16 protein-coding genes are annotated in these 24,418 nt (G+C 46.9%); 13 read left to right on the plus strand and 3 right to left on the minus strand.

The window, feature by feature from the left end; all coding sequences use genetic code 11:
- Positions 1-44 precede the first annotated feature (44 nt).
- Together polA and AWU77_RS01965 are read left to right on the plus strand one after the other, a co-directional pair.
- A complete protein-coding gene (polA, locus tag AWU77_RS01960; protein ID WP_062058501.1) occupies positions 45-2,819 on the plus strand; it encodes a DNA polymerase I in 2,775 nt (924 codons plus the stop codon).
- 33 nt (positions 2,820-2,852) lie between these two features.
- Positions 2,853-3,806: a hypothetical protein gene (locus AWU77_RS01965; RefSeq protein ID WP_152625221.1), complete on the plus strand. Its 954-nt coding sequence runs from the start codon at positions 2,853-2,855 to the stop codon at positions 3,804-3,806.
- A 475-nt stretch (positions 3,807-4,281) separates the two neighbouring features.
- Here AWU77_RS01965 and yihA read toward each other — a convergent pair whose 3' ends face one another.
- Positions 4,282-4,929 (minus strand): ribosome biogenesis GTP-binding protein YihA/YsxC, encoded by a 648-nt coding sequence (gene yihA, locus AWU77_RS01970; protein WP_062058402.1) that lies wholly within the window; start codon positions 4,927-4,929, stop codon positions 4,282-4,284.
- 230 nt (positions 4,930-5,159) lie between these two features.
- On the opposite strand from yihA, the gene AWU77_RS01975 reads away from it, so the two are divergent.
- The 11 genes from AWU77_RS01975 (at position 5,160) to AWU77_RS02025 (ending at position 22,119) form a co-directional block, all read left to right on the plus strand.
- The gene (locus AWU77_RS01975) at positions 5,160-5,843 is read left to right on the plus strand and encodes a cytochrome c (protein ID WP_062058406.1); all 684 of its coding nucleotides are present in this window, start codon (positions 5,160-5,162) and stop codon (positions 5,841-5,843) included.
- Positions 5,844-6,055: 212 nt separating this feature from the next.
- Complete coding sequence (locus tag AWU77_RS01980) at positions 6,056-6,706, plus strand: thiol:disulfide interchange protein DsbA/DsbL (protein WP_062058409.1); 651 nt, start codon at positions 6,056-6,058, stop codon at positions 6,704-6,706.
- Positions 6,707-6,885: 179 nt separating this feature from the next.
- Entirely contained in the window at positions 6,886-8,574 is a 1,689-nt protein-coding gene (locus AWU77_RS01985; protein ID WP_062058412.1) for a GGDEF domain-containing protein, read from the plus strand.
- A 13-nt stretch (positions 8,575-8,587) separates the two neighbouring features.
- Positions 8,588-9,220: a methylamine utilization protein gene (locus tag AWU77_RS01990; protein WP_062058415.1), complete on the plus strand. Its 633-nt coding sequence runs from the start codon at positions 8,588-8,590 to the stop codon at positions 9,218-9,220.
- A gap of 12 nt (positions 9,221-9,232) precedes the next feature.
- A complete protein-coding gene (locus AWU77_RS01995) occupies positions 9,233-11,557 on the plus strand; it encodes an EAL domain-containing protein (protein ID WP_062058418.1) in 2,325 nt (774 codons plus the stop codon).
- Positions 11,557-12,465, plus strand: a complete 909-nt coding sequence (locus AWU77_RS02000) for a DUF3034 family protein (RefSeq protein ID WP_202966603.1) — start codon at positions 11,557-11,559, stop codon at positions 12,463-12,465. Before AWU77_RS01995 ends, AWU77_RS02000 begins: the two co-directional genes overlap by 1 nt.
- Positions 12,466-12,479: 14 nt before the next feature.
- Complete coding sequence (locus AWU77_RS02005; RefSeq protein WP_062058507.1) at positions 12,480-12,902, plus strand: group 1 truncated hemoglobin; 423 nt, start codon at positions 12,480-12,482, stop codon at positions 12,900-12,902.
- 167 nt (positions 12,903-13,069) lie between these two features.
- Positions 13,070-15,568: a glycoside hydrolase family 9 protein gene (locus AWU77_RS02010; RefSeq protein ID WP_062058421.1), complete on the plus strand. Its 2,499-nt coding sequence runs from the start codon at positions 13,070-13,072 to the stop codon at positions 15,566-15,568.
- Between the two features lie 335 nt (positions 15,569-15,903).
- Positions 15,904-18,939, plus strand: a complete 3,036-nt coding sequence (locus tag AWU77_RS02015) for a TonB-dependent receptor (protein WP_062058425.1) — start codon at positions 15,904-15,906, stop codon at positions 18,937-18,939.
- Positions 18,940-19,080: 141 nt separating this feature from the next.
- Positions 19,081-20,595 (plus strand): tryptophan halogenase family protein, encoded by a 1,515-nt coding sequence (locus AWU77_RS02020; protein ID WP_238582283.1) that lies wholly within the window; start codon positions 19,081-19,083, stop codon positions 20,593-20,595.
- Positions 20,596-20,607: 12 nt separating this feature from the next.
- A complete protein-coding gene (locus AWU77_RS02025) occupies positions 20,608-22,119 on the plus strand; it encodes a tryptophan halogenase family protein (RefSeq protein ID WP_062058428.1) in 1,512 nt (503 codons plus the stop codon).
- A 62-nt stretch (positions 22,120-22,181) separates the two neighbouring features.
- Here the strand turns inward: AWU77_RS02025 and AWU77_RS02030 are convergent, their stop codons facing one another.
- A complete protein-coding gene (locus AWU77_RS02030; RefSeq protein ID WP_238582284.1) occupies positions 22,182-23,696 on the minus strand; it encodes a tryptophan halogenase family protein in 1,515 nt (504 codons plus the stop codon).
- Between the two features lie 128 nt (positions 23,697-23,824).
- Positions 23,825-24,418, minus strand: a 594-nt coding sequence (locus tag AWU77_RS02035) for a tryptophan 7-halogenase (RefSeq protein ID WP_193747466.1), incomplete at its 5' end; no start/stop codon positions are given.

The raw sequence follows: 24,418 nt of genomic DNA on the forward strand, positions 1-24,418 counted from the left end.
ATCCTTTGGCCATCAAAAACCGCCTTAATTGCAGATGTTTACCTATGACCCAGACTCAAACTGCCGCACCTTTAGTGCTTGTTGACGGATCTTCCTATCTTTATCGCGCTTATCACGCGTTACCACCATTAACTAACTCCAAGGGGCAGCCCACCGGCGCGGTAAAAGGCGTGGTGAATATGATGCGCCGCCTGCTAAAGGATTATCCCCAAAGCCCGATTGCGGTCATCTTTGATGCCAAAGGCAAAACCTTCCGCGATGAAATGTTCGCCGAGTACAAAGCCAATCGCCCGCCCATGCCCGATGATTTGCGTCCGCAGGTACAGCCCATTCACGACATAGTGCAGGCCATGGGTTTGCCGCTATTTGTGATAGATGGTGTGGAGGCGGACGACGTAATTGGCACACTCGCCCATCAGGCCACGGCGCAGCAAATGCCGGTGGTTATCTCCACTGGCGATAAAGACATGGCGCAGTTGGTCAATGAGCACGTCACCCTGGTGAACACCATGACCGAAACTGTATTGGATATTCCCGGTGTCAATGCCAAATACGGCTTTGGCCCAGAACTGATGATCGACTACCTCGCGCTTATGGGTGACAAGGTCGATAACATTCCCGGTGTGCCCGGTGTCGGTGAAAAAACGGCGCAGGGTTTAATACAGGGCATGGGTGGCCTGGATGCGATTTATGCCGATCTGGAAAAAGTGCGCACCCTGTCATTTCGCGGCGCGAAAACCATGCCGGAAAAATTAATTGAACACCGCGAGATGGCCTATTTGTCCTACCGTCTCGCCACCATTAAAGTCGATGTGGAATTGGCGATTGCACCTGAATCTATTCAGCGCGGTGCGCCAGACAATCAGCGTCTGCGCGAATTATTTGAAGCGTTGGAATTTAAAAATTGGGTAAAAGATTTAGGTGATGAAAAAACCGATGCACCCGCCGCTGCTACATCGGTTGTGAGCGATGCACAACAGGCAGAGCCAGTCTTACCCGCTGCGCCAATTGAAATTCGTTACGACATTATCACCGACAAAAAAATGTTTGCCGATTGGCTGGTCTTACTGCAACAAGCCGCGCAATTTTCGTTTGATACAGAAACCACTGCGCTGGAAATAATGGATGCAAAAATTGTCGGTGTGAATTTTGCGATTGAAGCAGGCATTGCCGCCTATGTTCCCTGTGGTCACGACTACATGGGCGCACCGGAACAATTGCCGCTGGAGTGGGTGCTCGAACAATTAAAACCGATTCTGGAAGATGCCAATAAAATAAAAATTGGCCAAAATTTAAAATACGATCGCAGTGTGCTGCTCAATTACGGCATTGAATTGCGCGGTATTAAATTCGATACCATGCTCGAATCCTATGTGTGGAATTCCATTGGCAGTCGCCACAACATGGATGACCTTGCCAAAAATTACCTGGATTATAAAACCGTCACCTTTGAAGAAATTGCCGGCAAAGGCGTAAAACAACTCAGCTTTAATCAGTTAAAAGTGGAAGAGGCAGGGCATTACGCTGCAGAGGATGCCGATATCACTTTGCGCCTGCATCAATTTTTTTGGCCGCAGCTGGAGCAAATTCCTTCGTTAAAATCAGTTTTTGATTCAATTGAAATGCCGCTGGTGCCGGTGCTCTCGCGCATCGAGCGCAATGGTGCGCTGGTTGATGCAAAATTACTCGGCCAGCAAAGTATTGAATTGGGCGAGCGATTAGTTCAGCTTGAGCGCAAAGCCTATGAGATCGCCGGGCAAGAATTTAATTTAAGTTCGCCCAAACAACTCGGGGTGATTTTATTTGAGCAACAAAAATTACCCGTGTTGAAAAAAACACCTACTGGCGCACCCTCTACTGCTGAAGAAGTATTGCAAGAGCTAGCGCTGGATTATCCGCTGCCAAAAGTGTTGATGGAATATCGCGGTCTGGCGAAATTAAAATCTACTTACACCGATAAGTTGCCGCTGGTAATTAATCCGCGCACTGGCCGCATCCACACCAGTTATCATCAGGCGGTAGCGGCGACCGGGCGTTTATCCTCGCAAGATCCAAATCTGCAAAATATCCCAATTAAAACCGAAGAGGGGCGCCGCATTCGTCAGGCCTTTGTTGCACCTGCCGGATACAAATTAATCGCTGCGGATTATTCGCAAATAGAACTGCGCATTATGGCGCACTTGTCCGACGACGTTGGTTTGCTCAGCGCCTTTGAAAAAGGTTTGGATGTGCACCGCGCTACCGCCGCTGAAGTATTTGGTGTGAGCCTTGATGGTGTTACACCTGAGATGCGTCGCAGCGCTAAAGCCATCAACTTTGGTTTGATTTATGGCATGTCTGCGTTTGGCCTCGCTAAACAATTGCATGTTGGCCGCAATGAAGCGCAGCAATATATTGATCGCTACTTTGAGCGCTATCCCGGTGTGCAGCGCTATATGAATAATATTCGTGCACTTGCCCATGAGCAGGGTTATGTCGAAACCATTTTTGGCCGCCGTTTATACCTGCCGGAAATCAACGCCAAAAATAAAAATTTGCAAATGGGCGCTGAGCGCACGGCGATCAATGCGCCTATGCAAGGTACTGCTGCCGATATCATTAAAACCGCGATGATCAAAGTGCAGGCCTGGCTTGATGAAGCGCGGCTCGATGCACAAATCATCATGCAGGTACACGATGAACTGGTGTTGGAAGTGGCTGAGTCGCAGTTAGAGCAGGTGCGAGCAGGTTTAATCGAGCATATGTCTGCAGCTGCTACACTCAAAGTACCGCTGTTGGTTGAGGCGGGTGTTGGCAACAATTGGGACGAGGCGCATTAGCGGTACACTTGCCGTGTATTTAATGAATACAGATTGCGATCTACTACACGGCTGGCGATTGATGAGTCTGCAGAGGTTACACAAATGATCAAAGCTGTGCGGCGCTTTATATTGTTGGCGCTCATACTATTTGCATCACCTTGGGTGAGCGCAGAGTTTGTGGTGAGCCATCGCTCAGCCTATGCTCCTGGCGACACTCATCACGTGTACAGCACCGCGCTGTTGCGGTTAGCCCTGGAAAAAACGCGCCCGGAATATGGCGATTATCGCTTACAGCCTATTCCGCCGCGCAATTACGCCCGCTCATTAAAAGCGGTGGTGGATAACACCTATCCCAATTTAGTGATTGAGACGAGTTATGAGCAAGTCTTAACCCATCACGCGCAATTGGACTATATAAATTTCCCGGTAGATCTGGGTGTGTTGGGGTATAGAGTCTGTTTTATTAACCCAAAGTTAAAAGCAGCAGGTGTAAAAATTGACACACTGGCACAGCTGCAGCAGTACAGTTTTGTTCATGGTGTGGGTTGGGCGGATACCGAAATATTCCGTCACAACGGCTTAAAAGTGCAGGAAATAGAAAACTACGATGGTATTTTTTTGATGGTTATTGGTGGGCGAGTCGATTTTTTTTGCCGCGGTGCCAATGAGATCTTGGGTGAAAAAGAGCAGTTCAAGCATCTGTCAAAACTGATGATCGATGATCACTTTATGCTGGTTTATCCCCTGCCGCGTTTTTTTTACTTTAATAAAGCCAACCAGCTTGCCAAAGAGCGTATTAGCCTAGGGTTGGATAAGGCATATGCCGATGGTTCGCTACAGCAATTATGGCAGATTCATCATCGCCCCAGTTTAGACTCGGTGAACTTGGGGGCGCGCAAGGTGATCTATTTGGAAAATCCTTTGGTCAAAGGGCTTGAGCTAAAGGTGCAGCCTGATTTTCTGTCGTTGCTGCAAGTTGAGCCGAGCGCGGCAACAAAAAAGTAGCTATTTTTTTGGTGCTGGTTATTTGTAAGCGCATGTATTTAAAAGATTTTTTTGAATTAACAAAAAATTGTGCAAATTTTTAAAAAATAGTTTGAACTAATTTGGAAAAGGGTAGGTCTGAGTTATGTGTGTTTTACGATCATGAGCTAACTCCTCCCCTAATGGCTTTTAAGCCAGCTGAGCGAAAAGTATCAATGCTAAGCAAACCCCGATTTTATCGGGGTTTTTTTTGTCTGTCGTTTGGGGAAAGAGTGAGTGCAATTGTGCAAAAATTGTTGCAGTTACAATGCTTTACGATTTTGTTTGAACTTTCTTGGCCTAGCTTGCGTCCTAGTTGCAACTTGTTTGATGGAGCCTTTCTCTGTTTAGCCTGTTGTTTCTAGTGATGTGTTGTTCTTTGTGACTTAGCCCATCTGGCATCACCCCAAGGGTGCCAGTTTTTATCCGATGATTTAGTTAAATCATCGGATTTTTTTTATTGGGGAGGCAAATCTTCTGCAGTCTCAGCCGGCTCAGCTTGTTCCGGTGCCAGCCAGGATTGCAATTTCGCCTTGAGTTGATCGAGCCCGGCATATTTCAATGCAGAAAAGCACTGGATGCTCACTAGCTGATCAAGACGAGTTTGTTTAAGCTGTTTTTGTACCGCAAATAATGAGTTGTTGGCTTGCATGCGGCTCAGCTTATCGGCCTTGGTTAGTAATATATGCACTGGCATATTGCCTCTGATCGCCCAGTCGAGCATGGTCGTATCAAACTCCTGTAACGGGTGGCGGATATCCATCAACAACACTAACCCTTTAAGGCATTGGCGTTTCTGCAAGTATTCCGACAAATCGCGCTGCCACTTTTCTTTTTGATCGCGCGATACCTTGGCATAACCATAGCCGGGTAGATCGACGAGACGCTGGTCTTCGCCAACATTGAAAAAGTTGATCAGCTGGGTGCGACCTGGGGTCTTACTGGTGCGCGCCAGTTTTTGGTTGGTCAACGCGTTGATGGCGCTGGATTTACCCGCATTGGAGCGACCCGCAAAGGCCACCTCAGCGCCAGTTTCTGGCGGGCATTCACGGATGCTGGGGGCACTTTTAGTAAAGTAAGCTTTGGTAAATACGATCTCGGTCAAGATAATAACCCTTCAAAATAGTGTGTTATTAGCGCGTTGGTAATATAATGCCGCCGCTTTTACCGGCCGCCGTGCGCGCCAAAAGCAGGATTCATGCGGAATCAAGTGGAATTAAAGGTGCGATTGTAGCTTGTTGACCTGTCATTAAGCGAACCATCAGCTAAATTCTATACTGAGCAGTTAAAGACGCACGCATAACAATCAGATTCATCGATCAATCGGATTAGCCAATGAAACATATCGTAAGAAATGCACTTTTATCGCTTGGACTGGTAGCAATTGCGCAGGGCGCCATGGCTGCAGGAGATGCCGCCGCTGGCGCGACTAAGGCTGCTGTATGTGGCGCATGTCACGGTGCTGACGGCAATAGCATGTTGGGAACCTTCCCCAAACTTGCTGGTTTGGGTGAGCGCTACCTATTGAAGCAATTGACCGATATCCAAGCGTGGGATCTGGAAAAAGATGCGGCCAAAAAAGACAAGACCGGCCGTGCAATCCCCGAGATGACAGGTCTACTGGCTAATTTTAGCAAGCAGGATCTGGCGGATATCGCGGCGCACTTTGCCAGCCAAACTACCCAGTTGTCCGGCTCCAAGAAAATTGAAGTACAAGTAAACTCGGGTATTAAGGTTGATGCTCTGGAGTTGGGTGAGCGAACTTTCCGCGCCGGTAACCCAGCGACGGGTGTTCCCGCTTGTACCGGCTGTCACGCGCCGGATGGCAAGGGTAATATCCCTGCCGGTTTCCCACGCTTGAGTGGCCAACACCCTGAGTATATCGAGAAGCAATTGCGTGCATTCCGCGCTGGCAGCCGCACTAACGACGGTGATCAAATGATCATGCGCTCGGTGGCTGACAAGTTGAGCGATGCGGAAATTATCGCCCTGGCTAACTATATTGCGGGCTTAAATTAATCATCAATTCGGTTGATGGTTAATTGAGATGAAAAAGGCGACTCTGGTCGCCTTTTTTGTATCTTTGCTTTACAGATCCGGCTGAGCGCAGGAGAATCCGGCTCCAGCTTGGGAACTTGGATGACATTTGCGAGACTAATGCCGCAGATATCCAACTGAATTCATGATTTACCCGATTGTCTATTCACAATAAAAGTACTGAGGAGCGATGTATGCGTATTTTGGCTGCCCTGATGGGGCTGGTTTTTTCTTTGAGTGCCTGCGCGCAAGAGGCGTCTAGCGAGTATTTGGAAGGTCAGCACTATGTGTTGTTGGAGCAACCAGTACGCACTGCTGATCCAAGTAAGATCGAAGTAGCGGAAGTTTTTGCTTATTCCTGTCCACACTGTTTTGACTTTGAGCCACTGCTGCAAGCATGGGAAAAGAAACAACCTAAAGATGTATATCTGTCTCAAACCCACGCCATGTGGAACCCGCAAATGGAACCGCTGATTCGCGGTTACTACACCTCAGTAGCACTGAAAGTAAAAGAAAAAACCCATATGGCAGTGTTTAAAGCTATGCATTTGGAGCGCAAGCAAATTGTTACTGCGGAACAGTGGGCTGACTTTTTTGCCACTTATGGAGTTGATAAAGCCAAAGCACTGAGCACCTTTAACTCTTTTGGTGTGACCAGCCAAATTAAACAAGCAGAAGCGCGTGCGCGCGGTTACAAGGTAACGGGCACTCCTGAAATGGTGGTAGAAGGAAAATACCGCGTCAGCTCTCGTTTGGCTGGTGGCCATGCTGAAATGTTGAAAGTGGTGGATTTTCTGGTGGCCAAAGCCCGCGCTGAGCGCGCCGCAAAAGCGCCTGCCCAGTAATCACTCGCTGGTCGATCACAAGACCCGCACCGGGAAACTGGTGCGGGTTTTTTATTGCGCTAAATCTGTGGGTTAGGTGTTTTTTTGTGTTTTGGTAAAGGTGAATTGGCGTTGACTGGCTATACTCAGGAATAGTTTTTTCCTTCCCTCACTCTGATCCAGCAGGTTACAAGCGTGTTATGACAGTCAATTCTGGCGATAAAAACAACTGGCGAGAAAAATATCTCAATGCGTTGGATGAGCAAGAGCAATTAGAAAAGCAGTGTGCCGAACAGCAGGAAATGCTGCGCAGCGCCTTGGTGAGAGTGAGTATTGCCGCCGATGGGCAAGATGAAACTCTCGATCAGATTATGGCGAAATTGCGCGAGCAACTGCGCGGCAAAATGAACCCGATAGATTTCAATCGCACCTTGGCGCAATTGGAATCGGCAGCACTTGAATTTGAGAAGCACCGTGAACAAGGTGCGCAGGATATTCAGCAGGCGCTGGTGGACGCAGCCAAGCCGCTACAAACGTTCAAATTGTCGCGCAGTGTCAAAAAAGAACTCAATACTTACCTTGCGCAACTACCACAGCGCAGTAAAAAAGTACGTTTATACCCGGCACTGCTGCAGCAATTGGCTCGCATTCAACAGCAGGCACTGAGCGAAATTGAACAGCCTAAAAGTGGTTTGCTCGATAAAATTTTGGGCGGTAAAACCAGCGCCAAAATGGTTGCGTCTGAACAGAGCGATGATGTAAGCGTACATTTGCCAGCCATGCTGCATGAGTCTGCATCAGCAACACCTGCTGTGCCACTTCGGCCGCAGCTGCAGAGCAATCATTTAACCGACGATTATTCCACGCAAATTATCCGTGTGCTCAACCAATTTTTTACCAGTCTCGAAAATGAATCTGTGATTGCTAATAAAGTAGCGGCAATGCGCTTGCGATTAGAGCAGGGCGTTAGTGTTGATAACCTTATTCCGCTGCTTGATAACGTGCGGGATCTGGTGATGGAGGCATATCTTGCTGCCAATCAGGCTTTTGCTACTTATCTAAATAATGTGAATCAAGAATTGGCCGAGATTTATATGCTGCTTGGTGGCGCGGTGAAAAATACGCAAGACGAACGTGCTGCATCGCGCAAGTTGCAAGCGGATGTAATGCGCGGGATGAATGATTTGGAGGCGACAGCTACCAGCGCAACCGATATTAATCAGCTTAAAGATACAGTGAAATCCCAATTGGGCAATATTCGTCAGGTGATCGATCACTATCAGCAAACCGATAAAACCCAACAACTGTTGGCGGAGCAATTGCAAACGCTCGGTGCAAAAATAAAAACCATGGAAGTTGAAGCGGAAAATAATCGTACGATTCTGGAAACTCATCGGCAAAAGGCCTTGCATGATCCACTCACCGAGTTACCTAACCGTGAAGCCTATAATGAACGCGCCGCTGCGGAAGTACAGCGCTGGCAGCGCTATGGTCGGCCACTGACCATAGCGATATTCGATATAGATCACTTCAAGCGTATTAATGATACCTACGGCCATCAAGCCGGCGACCGGGTGATTAAAGTGATTGGTCGCTCAATTGCAAAGCGGTTGCGCGAAGTGGATTTTTTCTGTCGTTATGGCGGCGAAGAGTTTGTTGCGCTGATGCCGGAAACAGATAGCGCAACCGCGTTGGACGTATTGGAGACAGTTCGCGATGCGATTGCCAATGCGGCGTTTAATTATAAAGATCAACCTATGTCGATCACTTTATCGGTAGGCGTAACTGAGTTTAAAGAAAACGACGTATTAGAAACGGCATTTGAACGTGCCGATCAAGCGCTCTATAGCGCAAAATCCTCGGGCAGAAATCGCTGTCAACTAATCTAATGGAAACAGCTGTATGGTGGTTATCCGAATTTTTTCCTGTATTTTTTTATTGTTGTCGGTACCTGCATTATCGGCGCAACTGTTATTAACAGTGACCAATCAACATGGCGAAGTCATTCCCAATGCAGTTGCCGCATTAGTGCCAACACAAGCAACTGATTTCACCGCCGTGCCGCCTGCGATTATGGATCAGCGCGATAATATGTTTGTGCCAGGTGTGTTGGCAATTCGCGTCAATACGTTGGTGCGCTTTCCCAACAGTGATGATGTTCGTCATCATGTCTATTCGTTTTCACCGGCCAAAAAATTTGAACTGCGTTTATATCACGGCATGACTGCCGAGCCGGTGCTATTTGACCAGCCTGGTACTGTAGTGTTGGGCTGCAATATTCACGACTCCATGGTGGCCTACATATATGTAGTGGAAACGAATTTTTTTGCACAAAGTGATCAGCAGGGAAACATTCAGCTCAACGCGCCAGCAGGAGAGTATCAACTGCAAATGTATCATCCTCAAATGCGAGAAGATTTTCCCGAGTCTCGCATAGTGTTGGGTGATTCGACTAAACAACAAGTCATTGTGTTAAATAACCTATCGCCGCCTACAGCGACTGAACCTACCGATGAATTTTCCGATTTATTTTAGGCGGACAAACTAATGCCTCGCTTTAGCTACTTGCTTAAACTACTCGCCTTTTTAATCGGGCTAGTGGTTGTGCTGGAAACCATTTCCTATCTCGCAACTCGTCTGGTTATTAATAAAGCAGTAACCCAAAATGCGCGCACTGAATTGCTTGCGGGGGGTGAGCTATTTACCCGCATTATGCAAAATAAAGTAGAACAATTGGCTCTCTCGGTAAAAGTGCTTACCGACGATTTTGGTTTTAAAGATGCGGTTGCCACGCGCGATGAAAAAACCATTGCCTCTGCACTCATTAATCACTCCGCGCGAGTAAAAGCCGATATAGGTGTACTAATTACCAACGATGGAAAATTTATAACCAGCGATGAAATGTTTGGCTTGCAAATCGTCGATGAATTTAACAGCCTTAAGGAGCAGGCACAAAATCGCGGCCAAGCCTATGACATCATTATTGTGGATGGCCGCGCCTACCAATTTGTAATGTTTGCGGTAAAAGCACCGGTCATTATCGGCCTTGCCGGTATGGGTTTTGAAATTAAACAGGAATTTAGTGCAGAGCTGCAGCGTTTGACCGGCTTGGAAGTGTCTTTTGTGATTCACGACGGGAAACAATTTCATTATTTGAATGGCACACAAGGCGAGCAGCAGCGCGACAATTTGGTTGAACAATTGGAGGCTACGCAAAAACTGGGTGAGGTATTTGTTTACAATGAGATTATTTCGTTAGCGGTACCTGCAGCGCGGAAAAATAATCATTTGTTGGCTGTATTGCAAGTTCCATTAAGTCAGGTGTTGGCTCCTTTCTCACGGTTAAATGTGCAGTTATTTATATTAGCGCTGGTATTTGCGGTACTAGCGGGTATTGCCGCATTGTTTTTGGCGCGCAGTGTGACACGCCCGGTAAGGCTATTGGCTGATATAGCGCGAAAAATTGCCAGCGGCTTTTATGCGACACCGATTTCAGTCAATTCCAATGATGAGTTGGGCGATCTCGCGCGCGCATTTATTAGTATGCAGCATGCAATTGGCGAGCGTGAGCAACAAGTGCTGTTCCAATCCGAACACGATCCGCTAACCGGCTTGCCCAATCGTCTGCGCATATTTCCTGAATTAGATGATGCAATTTCCCGCTCTCGTCCGCTTAAACAATCAGTCTTTCTGTTAGTTATCGATATTAAAAATTTCACTCAAATTAATGATGAGCTAAGTCAGGAAATTGGCGATGCAGTATTGCGAGAAGTTGGGCAAAAAATTGCGCGCATTCTTACCCACGGCGAAGTGTTGCGTTTTGGTAGCGACGAGTTTTTGGCAATCTTAATGTCGCCTGCCACTGAAACCATCATAGAGTTAACTGAGCTGATCCATTCCGCATTTAAAACGCCATTGCTGGTGAGTGGTTTGCAAGTCAGTATTGAAGTCAATATTGGCATAGCCACTTTTCCCGATGATGCTGATTCCGCCGAGACCTTATTGCGCCGGGCAAATTTGGCGGTGAATCAAGGGCGCGGTAGTGAACAGCGCACTTGTTGGTATCAACAGGGCTGGGATGAAAAACATTTACGCCGTTTGCATTTGTTTCGCGAATTTGAAGGTTCGCTGCGCGATGGCCATATCAGCTTGTACTACCAACCCAAAATTAATTTGGAGCAGCCGAATATTTTGGGGGCGGAAGCGCTGGTGCGCTGGCGCCACCCAGAAATGGGATTTGTCAGTCCCGACGAGTTTATTGGCGTTATCGAAAGTTCAGGGCAAATTACCATTTTAACCCGTTGGGTATTAAAAACTGCGGTAGTGCATTTGCGTCGGCTTCTGGATGAAAATATAAACATTACCTGTTCGGTCAATCTCTCGGCGTTAGATTTGTTAGTCGATGACTTACCGGCCTATGTGGCAGAGCTGCTGCAATCACACAAAGTGCCCGCTGAAAATTTATATTTGGAAATTACCGAAAGTGCGATTATGCGCGAAGCAGATAAGTGCTTGCATAACTTGCAGCGTCTGCGCGATTTAGGTCTCACGCTGTCAATTGATGATTTTGGTACAGGTTATTCATCGCTCTCGCAATTAAAAAAATTGCCCGTGTCAGAACTAAAAATTGATAAATCATTTATTTTAAATCTGGACACCAGCGCGGATGATCAGCTGATTGTGCGCTCCACGATTGATCTAGGGCACACCCTCGGTTTGAGTGTAACGGCAGAAGGGGTTGAGTCAGAGGCGATTAAAGCGCTGTTAAAAAACTACGGTTGTGATACTGCGCAGGGTTATCTCTACAGTAAACCGCTACCGGCAAATGATTTTATCGAATGGGTGCACAGCTATCTCGCGGAGCTTCAATAATGCACGGAAAAAACACGCCTGTTATTTTGGTGATGGCTTTAGTATTTGCGTTGCAAGCTACTGTGGCCGCAGCGGTAACTGAAACAGATCTCGCCAGTGATAGCAAAATCAAACGCAGCCGATTGCTTGCTACCGGTGGTGCAACAAGTATTGAAGGCGCTGCAGGTGGCGGCATAGTGCCTATGGCAGTGATTTCCGGCTACGGTGCGCAAGAGGAACAAAGTGCAGTGGCGTTTGCCAGCCATGTGGATACAGGTGATTATCAATTAGATGTTATTGGTGGTAGTTGGAGTTGGCGCAATCGGTTGGAGCTATCTATCGCGCAACAAAAACTAAGCCATGATTCGCTAACCGCGGCATTAAGTTTGCCAACTGACTCGATTAGTCAGCGTATTGTTGCCGCCAAGGTGCGAGTGGCGGGCGATTTAATTTATACCACCATGCCACAAATCAGTATTGCTGTGCAGCATAAGAAAAATCTGGATTTTTTAGTGCCAGGTGCAGTGGGAGCAAAAAAAGATTCGGGTACAGATCTAAATATCACTGCAACAAAATTAATCCTCGGTGGATTTTTCAATCGCAATTTATTGCTTAATGCCAACTTGCGTTATACCAATGCAAATCAAACGGGTTTGGTTGGTTTTGGCGGCGATAAAAATACCAGCAAAGAGTGGCTGCCGGAAATTTCCGCTGGAGTGTTGCTCAATCGTCACTGGTTAGTTGGCTCTGAGTATCGGCAGAAACCCAATAATTTATCGTTTATTAAAGAAGATGATTGGCACACGGCGTTTGTCGGTTGGTTTCCTAATAAGCGTATCGCACTGGTAGCAGCCTATGTCGATTTAGGTGAGGTAGCGACATTTAAAAATCAGACTGGTTGGTACCTATCGCTGCAGGTGAGTTTTTAACAATGAATCATCGCATGAAAAAATTATTTGGCGGTATTGTGTTATGTGTTTTTGTTTCTGCCTGCGCCAATCAATCCAGGCAGCAATCGCTCTATGAGGCGCTTGGGCAATATGAAGGTATCAATAACATTACGCATCAATTGATTTTGAATATCGCCAAAGATGAACGGGTGAAACATCGCTATAAAGGCGTGAACATGAGCAAGTTTAAAAAAGGCATGTCGGATTATGTTTGTGCCGTGGTTGAGGGACCCTGTACCTATGGCGGCGATAATATGAAATTGGTGCATGCAGGTTACAACTATACCAATACCGAATTTAACGCGATTGTGGACGATTTAATTTTAGCAATGGAGCAGTGCGGAATTCCGGTGCCCACGCAAAATCGCTTATTGGCAAAATTGGCGCCTACCTACAAAGATGTGGTGTATCACTAAGCCTAATTCTGCGGCTTTACACCATTAACATTATTTAACCTATATCGACAAATTTATTATCACCTCTGCGCTCGCATAGGTTTATGCTTTTGTGCTCTCTGACCATAAGAGTTCTTCGCTCACCGCTCGCACAAATAATAATACGGCATTCCCCTATGAAGAGACCTATGAAAACATCCATTAAAAAATATTCTGTTCATCGCAGTATGCTCGCTGCAGTGATTGCATTTTCCTCACTGAGTTTTGCTGATGAATTAACAATTAACGATAAAGATTATTTTGAAATGCAGGGGCTGAATGTCACTGTGTTTAGCGATATTTATCCAGATGGCCATCAGACTGGCGTAACTGTTATTCAACACGGTAGTCGCGTTGCCGCTAATGGCGATCTGCGCTTGGAAATTTCACCGGGGCAATGGTCGCCAGTGCCAGTAGGTGGCAAACAAACTGTCGATAAAAACACACAAACGATTACCCAGTCACTCTCCTATCCCGATCCCAGCAAGGATCGCAAAGGTTTTAACCCGATTATTTATCCCGACTTGAAGTTCACCTATGATGTAAAAGTTACTGCGCTCGGCGATAATCAATTCAAAATTACGGTCGATTTGGAAAAACCGTTACCGGCAGAGTGGGTGGGAAAAATCGGTTTTAATTTTGAAATATTCCCCGGTGAATTTTTTGGCAAGTCCTGGCTGTTGGATGAGCATGCCGGAATTTTTCCGCAGCAGCCCAATGGCCCGCTGGTAAATCCGCACGGTGAATTTTTAACAGCACCGCTGGCGACTGGTAAAAAATTAATTGTGGCCCCCGATGCTGATAAACAGCGCATGACTATTGAAAGTAAAACCGGTTCGCTGGAGCTGTGGGATGGTCGCGCCAATCACAATAACGGTTGGTACATAGTGCGCGGTGCAATTCCCGCCGACAAAACTGCAGCGGCGCTGGAATGGATTGTCACACCCCATGTGATTAAAAACTGGCTTTACCAGCCGGTCATTCAAGTATCGCAATTAGGTTATGGCTCGCAACAGCCTAAAAAAGTGGTGATCGAACAAGACAAGCGCGACACCAAAGCCTCGGAAATTAAAATTTTCAAATTGAGTGACGTAGGCAAAACGCTGGTGAAAAAAGCCAAGGTGAAGCCCTGGGGCAATTTCCTGCGCTATCAATATATGACTCATGATTTCTCGGATATTAAAGAACCGGGCATGTATCAAATAAGTTACCGGGATAAAACCTCGCACGCATTTAAAATTGGTGACGATGTGTTGTCGCGTCACGCATGGCAACCGACACTCGAATATTTTTTGCCGGTGCAAATGTGTCACATGCGCGTGAATGAAAAATATCGCGTCTGGCATGGATTAGATCATCAGGATGACGCCATCATGATGCCGCTCAATTTTAACCATATTGACGGCTATATTTCTGACGATACCACGCGCACCAAATTTAAACCGGGTGAGCGAGTGCCGGGTTTAAACGCCGGTGGCTGGCACGATGCGGGCGATTATGATTTGCGCGTGGAATCGCAAATGGGCACTGTGTGGCTGCTCGCTACCATGGTGGAAGAATTTGGTTTGAATCACGATGCAACCTTGATCGATCAAGAAAAAAAATTGGTTGAAATTCATGTGGCCGACGGTAAAAACGATGCGCTGCAACAAATTGAACACGGCTTGTTGAGTGTGCTCGGCGGTTACAAAGCCATGGGGCGTTTGTATCGCGGCATTATCGAACCGACCATTCGCCAATATGTATTGCTCGGCGATGCCATGGTACAAACCGATAATCTACCCTATGACCCATCGCTAAAAGATGGCGAAGTAAAAAATGGCAAATCTGGTACACCGGATGATCGCTGGGTTTTTACCGAAGATAATCCCGAACGTGAATTAGATGCAGCAGCGGGTCTGGCAGCCGCTGCACGAGTATTGAAAACCTACAATCCAAAAATGGCACAAGAGGCACTCGCGGCGGCACAGGATCTTTACAAAATCGCTGCCCCCAAGACCAAACGGCAAGATGTGCGCATTTTTGCGTTAGCAGAATTAATCTTGGCAACGGGGGATGATAAATACCACGCTGAATTAATTAGCCTGCAGCAACAAGTTGTTGCTGAAATTGATAAAACAGGCTGGGCGATTGGCCGGGTAATACCATCAATTGGCGATGCAAAATTTGTCGCGGCGGTAAACGCGGCCGTCGACACCTACCAGCAGCAAGTGCGTGAGCGCGCTAAAACCGAATCGCCTTACGGTGTGCCCTACAAACCCAACATATGGGGCGCTGGTTGGAATATTCAGGAGTTTGGTGTTAAACAATATTTCTTTCATAAATCCTGGCCGGAATTAACCGGTACTGATTCCTACGTCAATGCACTCAATTTTATTTTGGGTGTGCACCCAGGCGACAATACACAAAGTTTTGCTTCGGGTGTGGGGGCTAATTCAGCGCTGGTTGCCTATGGTGTGAACCGTGCCGATTGGTCTTATATTCCCGGTGGTGTTATCTCTGGCACAGCATTAATTCGCCCGGATTTGCCGGAATTAAAAATCTGGCCGTTCTTTTGGCAGCAAACCGAATATGTGATGGGCGGCGGCGAAGCCAACTATATGTTTTTGGCGCTGGCGGTAGATCAGTTGAATCGGTCTGCCAAGTAGCAGGTGCTATAAAGTTTTAATCGGCGCCAAAAAAAATGATTTATCCCTTTTTGGCGCTGAAGTTTCCATCTTCATTTGCGTTTTTCATTTCCTCAACCATATTTATCCCTGTGCCTTTTGGGTACAACTGTTTTTTTTTGTAAATCCAACGCGTACTTTTTTCAAATTTCTAATTATCTAGTTGAAATATAAGGGATTTTAAAAGTGTTTCGAAACTACTCACAGTTGACAACGTTGTCCAGTAGCCTTTATGTTTCGTCTCGACAACGTTGTTTGTGGTTAGTTTCACGCGTTGTTGGGGTCTCCACAACATAAAATAGCTAGAGGGATAGTTCATGAGAAACACACTAAGAGATGCAATTCGCATGGTGAACCGCAAAGTTGTACTGTGCGGCTCAGCAGCAACTTTGGCGATGCTCGCTTCCGGCGTGCAGGCGCAAGAAAATATTGAAGAAGTATTAGTGCAGGGCGTACGCGCTGCGCAAGAAAGTGCAATTAATACCAAACGCAATGCGGTGTCTGTAGTGGATGGTATTTCTGCAGAAGATATCGGCAAATTGCCGGACGTTACTATTTCTGACTCCTTACAGCGTATTCCTGGTGTACAGGTCACTCGTACTGCAGGTGAGGGTGGTCCAGTTCAAATTCGCGGTTTGGGTAATGTTGGCACCAGCTTGAACGGCGAGACCTTTTTGAGCGCAACGACTATTGACCAATCAGCGGCCGACTTCGGCGATTTGCCATCAACCTTGTTTTCCGGCGCTGACATTTATAAATCACCTTTGGCAACCAATACTGCAACCGGCATTTCAGGTACCGTAAACCTGAAGACCCGTCGCCCATTTGACATGGATGATGGCTGGACCTTTGCTGGCACCGGTGAAGTCGATCAAGGTTCTATTAGCAAGGAAAATGACCCTACTTTTACCGGATTGATGAACTGGAAAAATGATCGCGTTGGTTTCCTTGTTGCAGTTGCAACAACAGAAAAGAATTTGGCCACCGACTTTAACGGTTATTTCGATACCTCTGAAAATGGTGGTATTGGTGCGACCAACAACACTCATACATGGGGTCAAACTCCGTTGGGCGACCCAAATGTACATCACTTGGTGCCACAGGGTTTTGCTGCTTTTCATAAGGCCGAAGAGCGTCATCGCGATGGTTTGAACGCGTCTTTCCAAGCGGATTTAGGCGAAGGTTTTGAATTGGTCACCGACTATTTCTACAGTGATCAGGAGCGTTGGAACCGCCGTGCTGGTTTCTCGCACAATAACCGTTGGCAAACCTTTGCTGGATACGCCACCGCCACTGAATACGGCGATGACAGCTTCACCTACGATGGCAATCAATGGCGTACAGTCACTGCATTTACTGCAGAGCCTTACCGCTTGCAGTCATTCGCACAAACCAACTACAACCAGGAAAATTCGCAAAATTTTAACGCTGAATTGAATTATGACAATGATGGTGCCTTAACAGGTCAGGTTCGTTTGACGCGTGCCAATGCCAATGCATCTATGCGTCATGGTTATGGTGAAGGCGATATGCTGAGCATTGACTCAGGTTCTATAGTCACTGGCCCAGGTGGCTTAATTCCTGCGAGTCAATGTGATACATCGCGTGGTGATCTTGTGGTCGGTGCTAAAGGCGGTTGTTTTGCAGCCTACGCGCCGGGTGGTATTGAGAGCCGTTTCCGTATTGGTTATGACGTAGCGGGCGATCACCCAACCTTCTCCGGTTTTGACCAAGTGGTCAACGGTGGCAAGGGTATGCGTACCGTTGCTGAATACATGGCCGATGTGGATTCTTATCACATAGGCGCCTTCTCTTCCGAAAACAATACCGACCGCGATGCCACCCTGAATACTTTCAGCACCCGTTGGAATTATGCGTTCGACGATCAGCCGTTTATTTCTAGCGTTGATTTTGGTGCGCGTAACAGCACCCGTGCGGTAGAGAGCAGCCAATTTTCTTACTTCGGTAAGCTGAATGGTGGCTGTGCTGCACAATGGAAAGCGGTAGACCAATTTGCCGGTTCTGCATCAGCGTGTGATTCAAGCTTGGCGCAGGGCGAACTAGTTACTGGTATGGATCAAAATGGCAAGGCGTACAGCAATGAATTTGTAAACTACACCTTGCTCAAGCCAACCCGTATAGATGAACACAACAATGTTATTTGGGTTGATAACTTTGGCGGTGTTAAAGGTATTCCCGGGGTATGGGTAATTGATCCGCGTGATTTTGACGATACCCTGGCTTTCCAGGAAAAAGTATTTGGTCCACAGGCAAAGGTAATCAACCCAGGGCAATCCTTTGGTGTTGAGTTGGAAGAGTTTAGCTACTTCCTGCAGGCAAATCTGGAGTACGGAATTGTTAGTGGTAATGTCGGCCTGAAAGTTATTGAAACTGATCTGACTATTGTTGCCAACGAAGTGGGCGCGCAAATGCCGCACTCAGGTACCAACGTAGATACTGGCGATGTGGTAACCAAACGCAGCTACACCGATTACTTGCCATCATTAAACTTGGTTGCAGATGTTGCGGAAGATGTCAAAGTGCGCGTTGCCTATGGCGAGAGCATGATGCCACTCAACCTGCTGCAATGGGGTGGTGGTAAGTCAGTTGGTCGTGTATTTAACAACGACTGTAACTGTATGCGTGTTGCCAACGGCAGTCTCTCTGGTAACCCGGACTTGGATCCAATCCGTTCTAAAAACTTTGACCTGTCCGCAGAATGGTATTTGGGTAGTGCGTCTATGATGAGCGCCGGTCTGTTTAAAATCGAGATCGACAGCTTTATTGAAGACGGTACCGTTATGGTGGATGAGCCGGATTCCGACGGTGTTCGTCGCGGCCCATGGCAGTTCAACGCACTGGTACAGGGTAAGGGTGGTGAAGTTCAGGGTCTGGAGCTGGCAGCCAAGTTAGCTATGAGCGACATTACTGATGCACCGGTACTGAGCAATATGGGCTTTGATGTTAACTACACCAAGTCTGATAGTTCACAAGAGCGCAAAGGTTTTAACAACGAAGAGTTGCCATTCGTAAACAACTCCAAAGATACTTATAACCTGGTAGCTTGGTATGAAAACGAAGTGGTTTCAGCGCGTGTGGCCTACAACTTCCGTTCACCACGTTTGATTACCGGTGGTAATCCATCGACTGGCCAACAATCTCTGTATCAAGATGATTACGGTCAAATGGACGTGAACCTGACCTACAATGTAAACGACCAATGGTCTGTGTATGTGAATGGCTCAAACATTCTGGAAGAAATCCAACAAACTTACGTAGAATTTGAAGACCAAAAAGCCTTCCAAAATATCTACGAAGCACGTTGGGCATTGGGTGCGCGTTTCAAATTCTAAGTGGTTGTTTAACCGATTTAGTTAAACCGATTTAGTTAAATGAAATTGCGTTAATCCGCACAAAGCCACGGTGATAACACACCGTGGCTTTGTTTTTTCCGCTAGAGTAATTGCCAATCAATTTCCGCTGTGGAGCTGTGTGTGAGCGAAAACCATCAAATCAAATCAATTGTCATTGCCGGCGGTGGCACCGCGGGGTGGATGGCGGCGGCAAAACTCAGCCAGCATTTTGCAAAAACCGATATAACCATAACGGTGGTGGAATCCAGTGCAATTGGCACTGTCGGCGTGGGCGAAGCAACCATTCCAACGCTGCGCCGCTTTTATCAGTCACTGGGTATGAGCGATATGGACGTGATGCGCAAAACCAGCGCAACCGTAAAGCTCGGCATTGAATTTAAAGATTGGTACAAACAGGATTCATCGTTTATCCACCCGTTTGGATTATTTGGCCACGAGGCCAACGGAATTCGTTTCCATCATTACTGGCTTAAATTACAAGCGTTGGGTGATAAAAGTTTGCTTGAAGAATATTCGCTCGGCATAGCCATGGCGCGCGCCAATAAATTTACTTTTCCAGCCGAAAACCCATCGTCGCCTTTATCGGTATTTGATTGGGCATTGCATTTCGATGCGAGCAAATTTGCAGAGTTAATGCGCGACTACGCTTTGGCGCATAGGGTGCGGCATGTAGATGCAAAAATAGAATCGATTCAGCTCAATAGTGCGAATGGTTTTATTCAATCCCTTGCGCTTGATAACCAACAAACTCTTACTGGGGATTTATTTATTGATTGCACCGGTTTTAATGGCTTGTTAATTAACGGCGCATTAAAAACCGGTTTTATCGATTGGAGTCAATGGTTGCTGTGCGACCGCGCACTCGCTGTGCAATCGGAATTAGTCGGTGAACCAGCGGTGCGCACAGTCTCTATGGCGCACCCGGCGGGTTGGCAGTGGAAAATTCCTCTGCAGCATCGGCAGGGTAATGGCCATGTGTACGCGAGCCAATTTATGGATGAGTCTGAGGCTGAAACTATTTTGTTGCAGCATATAGATGGCAAGGTATTACATACACCGCGCAAATTTAGTTTTACTGCCGGTCGCCGCGCGCAAGCCTGGAATAAAAACTGTATTGCCATTGGTTTGGCAGCAGGATTTTTGGAGCCGCTGGAAAGCACCAGTATCGCGCTAATTGAAACCGGGATTGAAAAAATCTGCGGCTCGTTTCCGGTGCCCTATTTTAATCAGCAAAACTGCGACTATTTTAATGAGGTAACCGCCACTGAATGGGAGCGCATTCGCGATTTTATTATTTTGCATTACAAGGCCAATCAGCGCACCGACAGCGAATTTTGGCAGTATTGTCGCGCTATGCCAGTGCCCGATACCTTGCAACAAAAAATGGATGCCTATCAGGCGCGTGGCGAGTTATTGCATTTTCCGTGGGAAATTTTTCACCCGGATTCCTGGCTGGCAATCTATAACGGCTTTCATTGCTATCCTGACCAGTACGATAAAAATGTAGAGCGCCTCAACCCCGATTATTTGCAACAGAGTTTAGCGGCTATGCGCAACTCAATTGCCGCTGCGGTTGCCGATTTACCGGGGCATCAGGAATTTATCAATCAACATTGTAAAGCTGAGTGGGTATAGGTAAAACCGTCTATGCAAATCACACAAAATCCTATCCGCTCGATTGCAATTGTGGGTGGCGGCACGGCGGGTTGGATGGCCGCTGCACTTATCTCAAATATTCTGAAGGGCACAGATACCAAAATCACCTTGGTGGAATCACCCGATATTGCCACCATCGGCGTGGGTGAAGCGACGGTTCCTTCCTTTATGGCATTTCTTGCCAGTGCAAAAATAAATCCTAAAGAATTTATTGAGGCCACTGCGGGTACATTTAAATTGGGTATCCGGTTCGATGATTGGTATCGCAAGGGCAATAATTTTTTTCATCCCTTTGGCCAAATCGGTCGCCGTATTGATGGCCACGATTTTTATCAAGTCTGGTTAAAAACGATTGCACAGGGAAGTGAAACGCGGTTAATGGATCATGCACCCGCTGCCATTATGGCGGAGCAACACCGCTTTATGGTGGAAACACAGCTGCAAAATACACCGCTGGAAAATTACGGTTACGCTCTGCATTTGGATGCAGTAATGGCGGCGCGCTATTTGCGCAGCATTGCTCAAGCCAATGGGGTGATGCGTATTGAATCCACTGTCAATACAGTTGCGCAGGATCAGCGTGGTTATATTGCATCAATTAGTTTGGTTGACGGGCAAAAAATAACGGCAGATTTTTTTATCGATTGCACTGGCTTTAAAGGTTTGTTAATTGAAGAAACCTTGCAGGTTGGTTATGACGATTGGTCACACTATTTGCCGTGTAATCGCGCGGTGGCGGTGCAGACGGAAAATATCCATGAGCCTGCGCCCTTCACTGTAGCAACTGCGCGCGATGCGGGCTGGACCTGGAAAATTCCGCTGCAGCATCGCACCGGCAATGGCTATGTTTTTGCCAGCGATTACTGCTCCGATGACGAAGCGACCCAGACGCTACTAAATGCTGTAGATGGGCGTTTGGTGAACGAGCCACGCATTATTCCATTTGTGACAGGTAAGCGTAAAAAGATTTGGCACAAGAATTGTTTGGCACTGGGCTTGGCATCGGGTTTTTTAGAGCCGTTGGAATCTACCGCAATTCATTTAATCTATCGCACGCTGGTGCATTTTATTCGCAATTTTCCCGATCGGGATTTTATCCCTCTGTTGGAGCAGGAATGTAACGCACAGATAGATCAGGATTACCTGGAAGTGCGCGATTTTATTATTTTGCACTACTGCACCAGCCAGCGTGATGATACGGATTTCTGGCGCTGGTGTAACACTATGCCAATGCCCACGTCGCTGCAGAAAAAAATGGCTGACTTTCGTCAGCGGGGGCAGTTGGAGCGCAACAGCGAAAATTTATTTGGTGTAGATAGTTGGTATTCGATTCTGGAGGGAATGCATATTCGGCCTGAAAAATATCATCCGCTGGTAGATGCATTAAACAGTGAAAAATTGGCTCAGTCTCTAATGCAAGGCAAACAGGCCATTTATGAAATGGCGATGCGTTTGCCTATGCACGGAGACTTTATTAAGCAACATTGCGCCAGCTTGCGATAAGCCAAATGGGTCCCTGCAGCAGGAATGACGGCTCCTTAATTTGATCCATTAATACCAAGAGGCTATTCAAAATCCGGTGCAGCACAATGTTTGCGAATAAAATCCTCATGGCGAGTGGCCTGTTGTCCTGCTTCTGCCAGCGAGGCTTTTATTTTTTCCAGTTGCACTTTTATATCCGCATCCTTGAAATGATCGATACGATTATCCGTGCGTTCCGGGGTAACCGCAAAACCGTGATAAATACTCAGCCAGCTGGATTTTTCAAATGCCTCCGGCTCGTGCTGCACAATATGGCCGCAGCTTTTAAATAAATCGATTTTGTGTTGCAGGCTGTCGGGAATAGTCATCGATTGACAATAACGCCAGAATTCTGTGTCATCGCGCTGGGTGAGTTTGTAGTGCAGGATAATAAAGTCGCGGATGCGTTCCATTTCGTGCTGGTGGCGACGGTTTACTTCATTAATCATCGCCGGATCAAACGACATATCCGGGAAAAATGTCAGTAAATGAGTAATACCGGTTTGGATTAATGAAATGCTGGTACTTTCCAGTGGTTCCAAAAAGCCGGAGGCTAAACCCAGTGCGTAACAATTTTTATTCCACACCTTTTTGCGGCGACCGGCTTGGAATACAAACGGTTTTGGCTGAGTGAGCGGCGTGCCGCTGATTTTTTCCAGCAGTGTTTCAGTGGCAGATTCTTTACTCAAAAAGCGGCTGCTAAATACATAGCCGTTGCCCATGCGGTGTTGCAGTGGAATTTGCCACATCCAACCTGCATTCAATGCAGTAACTCGGGTATAGGGTGTGGGTTCGCGGGTGTTTGCGCATTGCACCGCTACTGCCGCGTCACACAGCAACCACTCTTGCCAATCTTCATAGCCGGTTTTTAATGTCTCTTCAATTAATAAACCTTTAAATCCGGTGCAATCAATAAATAAATCGCCCTCCACCGTTTGGCCATTGGCCAGTAGCAGCGAGGTAATAAAACCATCCGCCTCGCGTAAATTAACCTGTGCTACTTTTTCATCGAGGTGAATGACCCCGCGCGACAGCGATAACTCGCGCAATACCTTGGCATAGAGTGTGGCATCAAAGTGATAGGCGTAGGAATAATCGGCTAGGGGATTGTTTGGGTTTTCCCGGGGCTGGGCAAAGCGATTGTGTTTGGCTAATTGGCAGGCGATGGAATAATCGTGCAAGTGTTCACTGGGATTGTTTTTTTTCAAACGATAAAAATAATGCTGGAATTCAATACCGTTAAAATTGATGCCGTAATCCGCAAAGGGGTGAAAAAATTGCTCGCCCTGTTTGTGCCAATCTTCAAATTGAATGCCCAATTTAAAACTGGCGCGAGTAGCGCGAATAAAATCCAACTCATCCAAACCGATGGTGTGATTGTAGTGCACTATGCTGGGAATAGTTGCTTCGCCCACACCTACTGTACCTATGGCGGTAGATTCAATTAGCGTAATGCTCAGCTCCTTGCCCGCAGCAAATTGCGACAAACTGGCGGCGGCCATCCAACCGGCGGTACCACCACCGACAATAACGACCTTTTTAATCGGTTGATCTAACACTTATCAATCCCCCTGCGGCGTTTATTCATGCTATTTTTTTAAGCTGGTGCTTTTGTTAGCTTCTGTATTGGCATGATATACGATCTCGCCACTAAGGGGGGCAGTGGCGCAGGAGTATGAGGTTAGCGTTATTCAACAGCGCGCGAGGATTTTGTAAAAATATTGCGCTGCATAAAATGCAGGTGATCGGGCAGTGCTTTAACCGTATTGGCAATACTGGCGGCAATTGCTTGCAATTCCTGCTCAACGAGTTGCAGATCAAAATCATCTACCACTGGGTGGTAATACTGCGGCTGAATATTAAACCCGGAAAACATTGCCAGCCAGCTGTTAGTGGCAAAAAAATCCAGCTCGTCCACTTGGGGTTGGCCGGTGGCTTTAAAGTGCTCAATGCGCGCGCTGAGTGTATCGGGAATTGTCATGTTGCGGCATTCATCCCAAAAGGCTTGGCCGTGACGCTGGTTGGCGTAGTAGTGCAAGATTAAAAAATCGCGCAATTTCTCCTGCCTTATACGCAAGTTGTTATTTACTGTATTGACCAGGGTTTGATTAAACTGATTATTGGGAAAATGGTTAAGCAGCAGGGTAAGGCTGGATTGGATTAAATAAATGCTGGTAGATTCGAGGGGTTCCATAAAACCACTGGCCAGACCCAAACAAAACACATTTTTATTCCACGCCTGTTTGCGCATGCCGGTGGTAAAACGAATAAATTTGGGTTC

The organism is Cellvibrio sp. OA-2007 (assembly GCF_000953825.1).
Taxonomy (GTDB): Bacteria; Pseudomonadota; Gammaproteobacteria; order Pseudomonadales; family Cellvibrionaceae; genus Cellvibrio.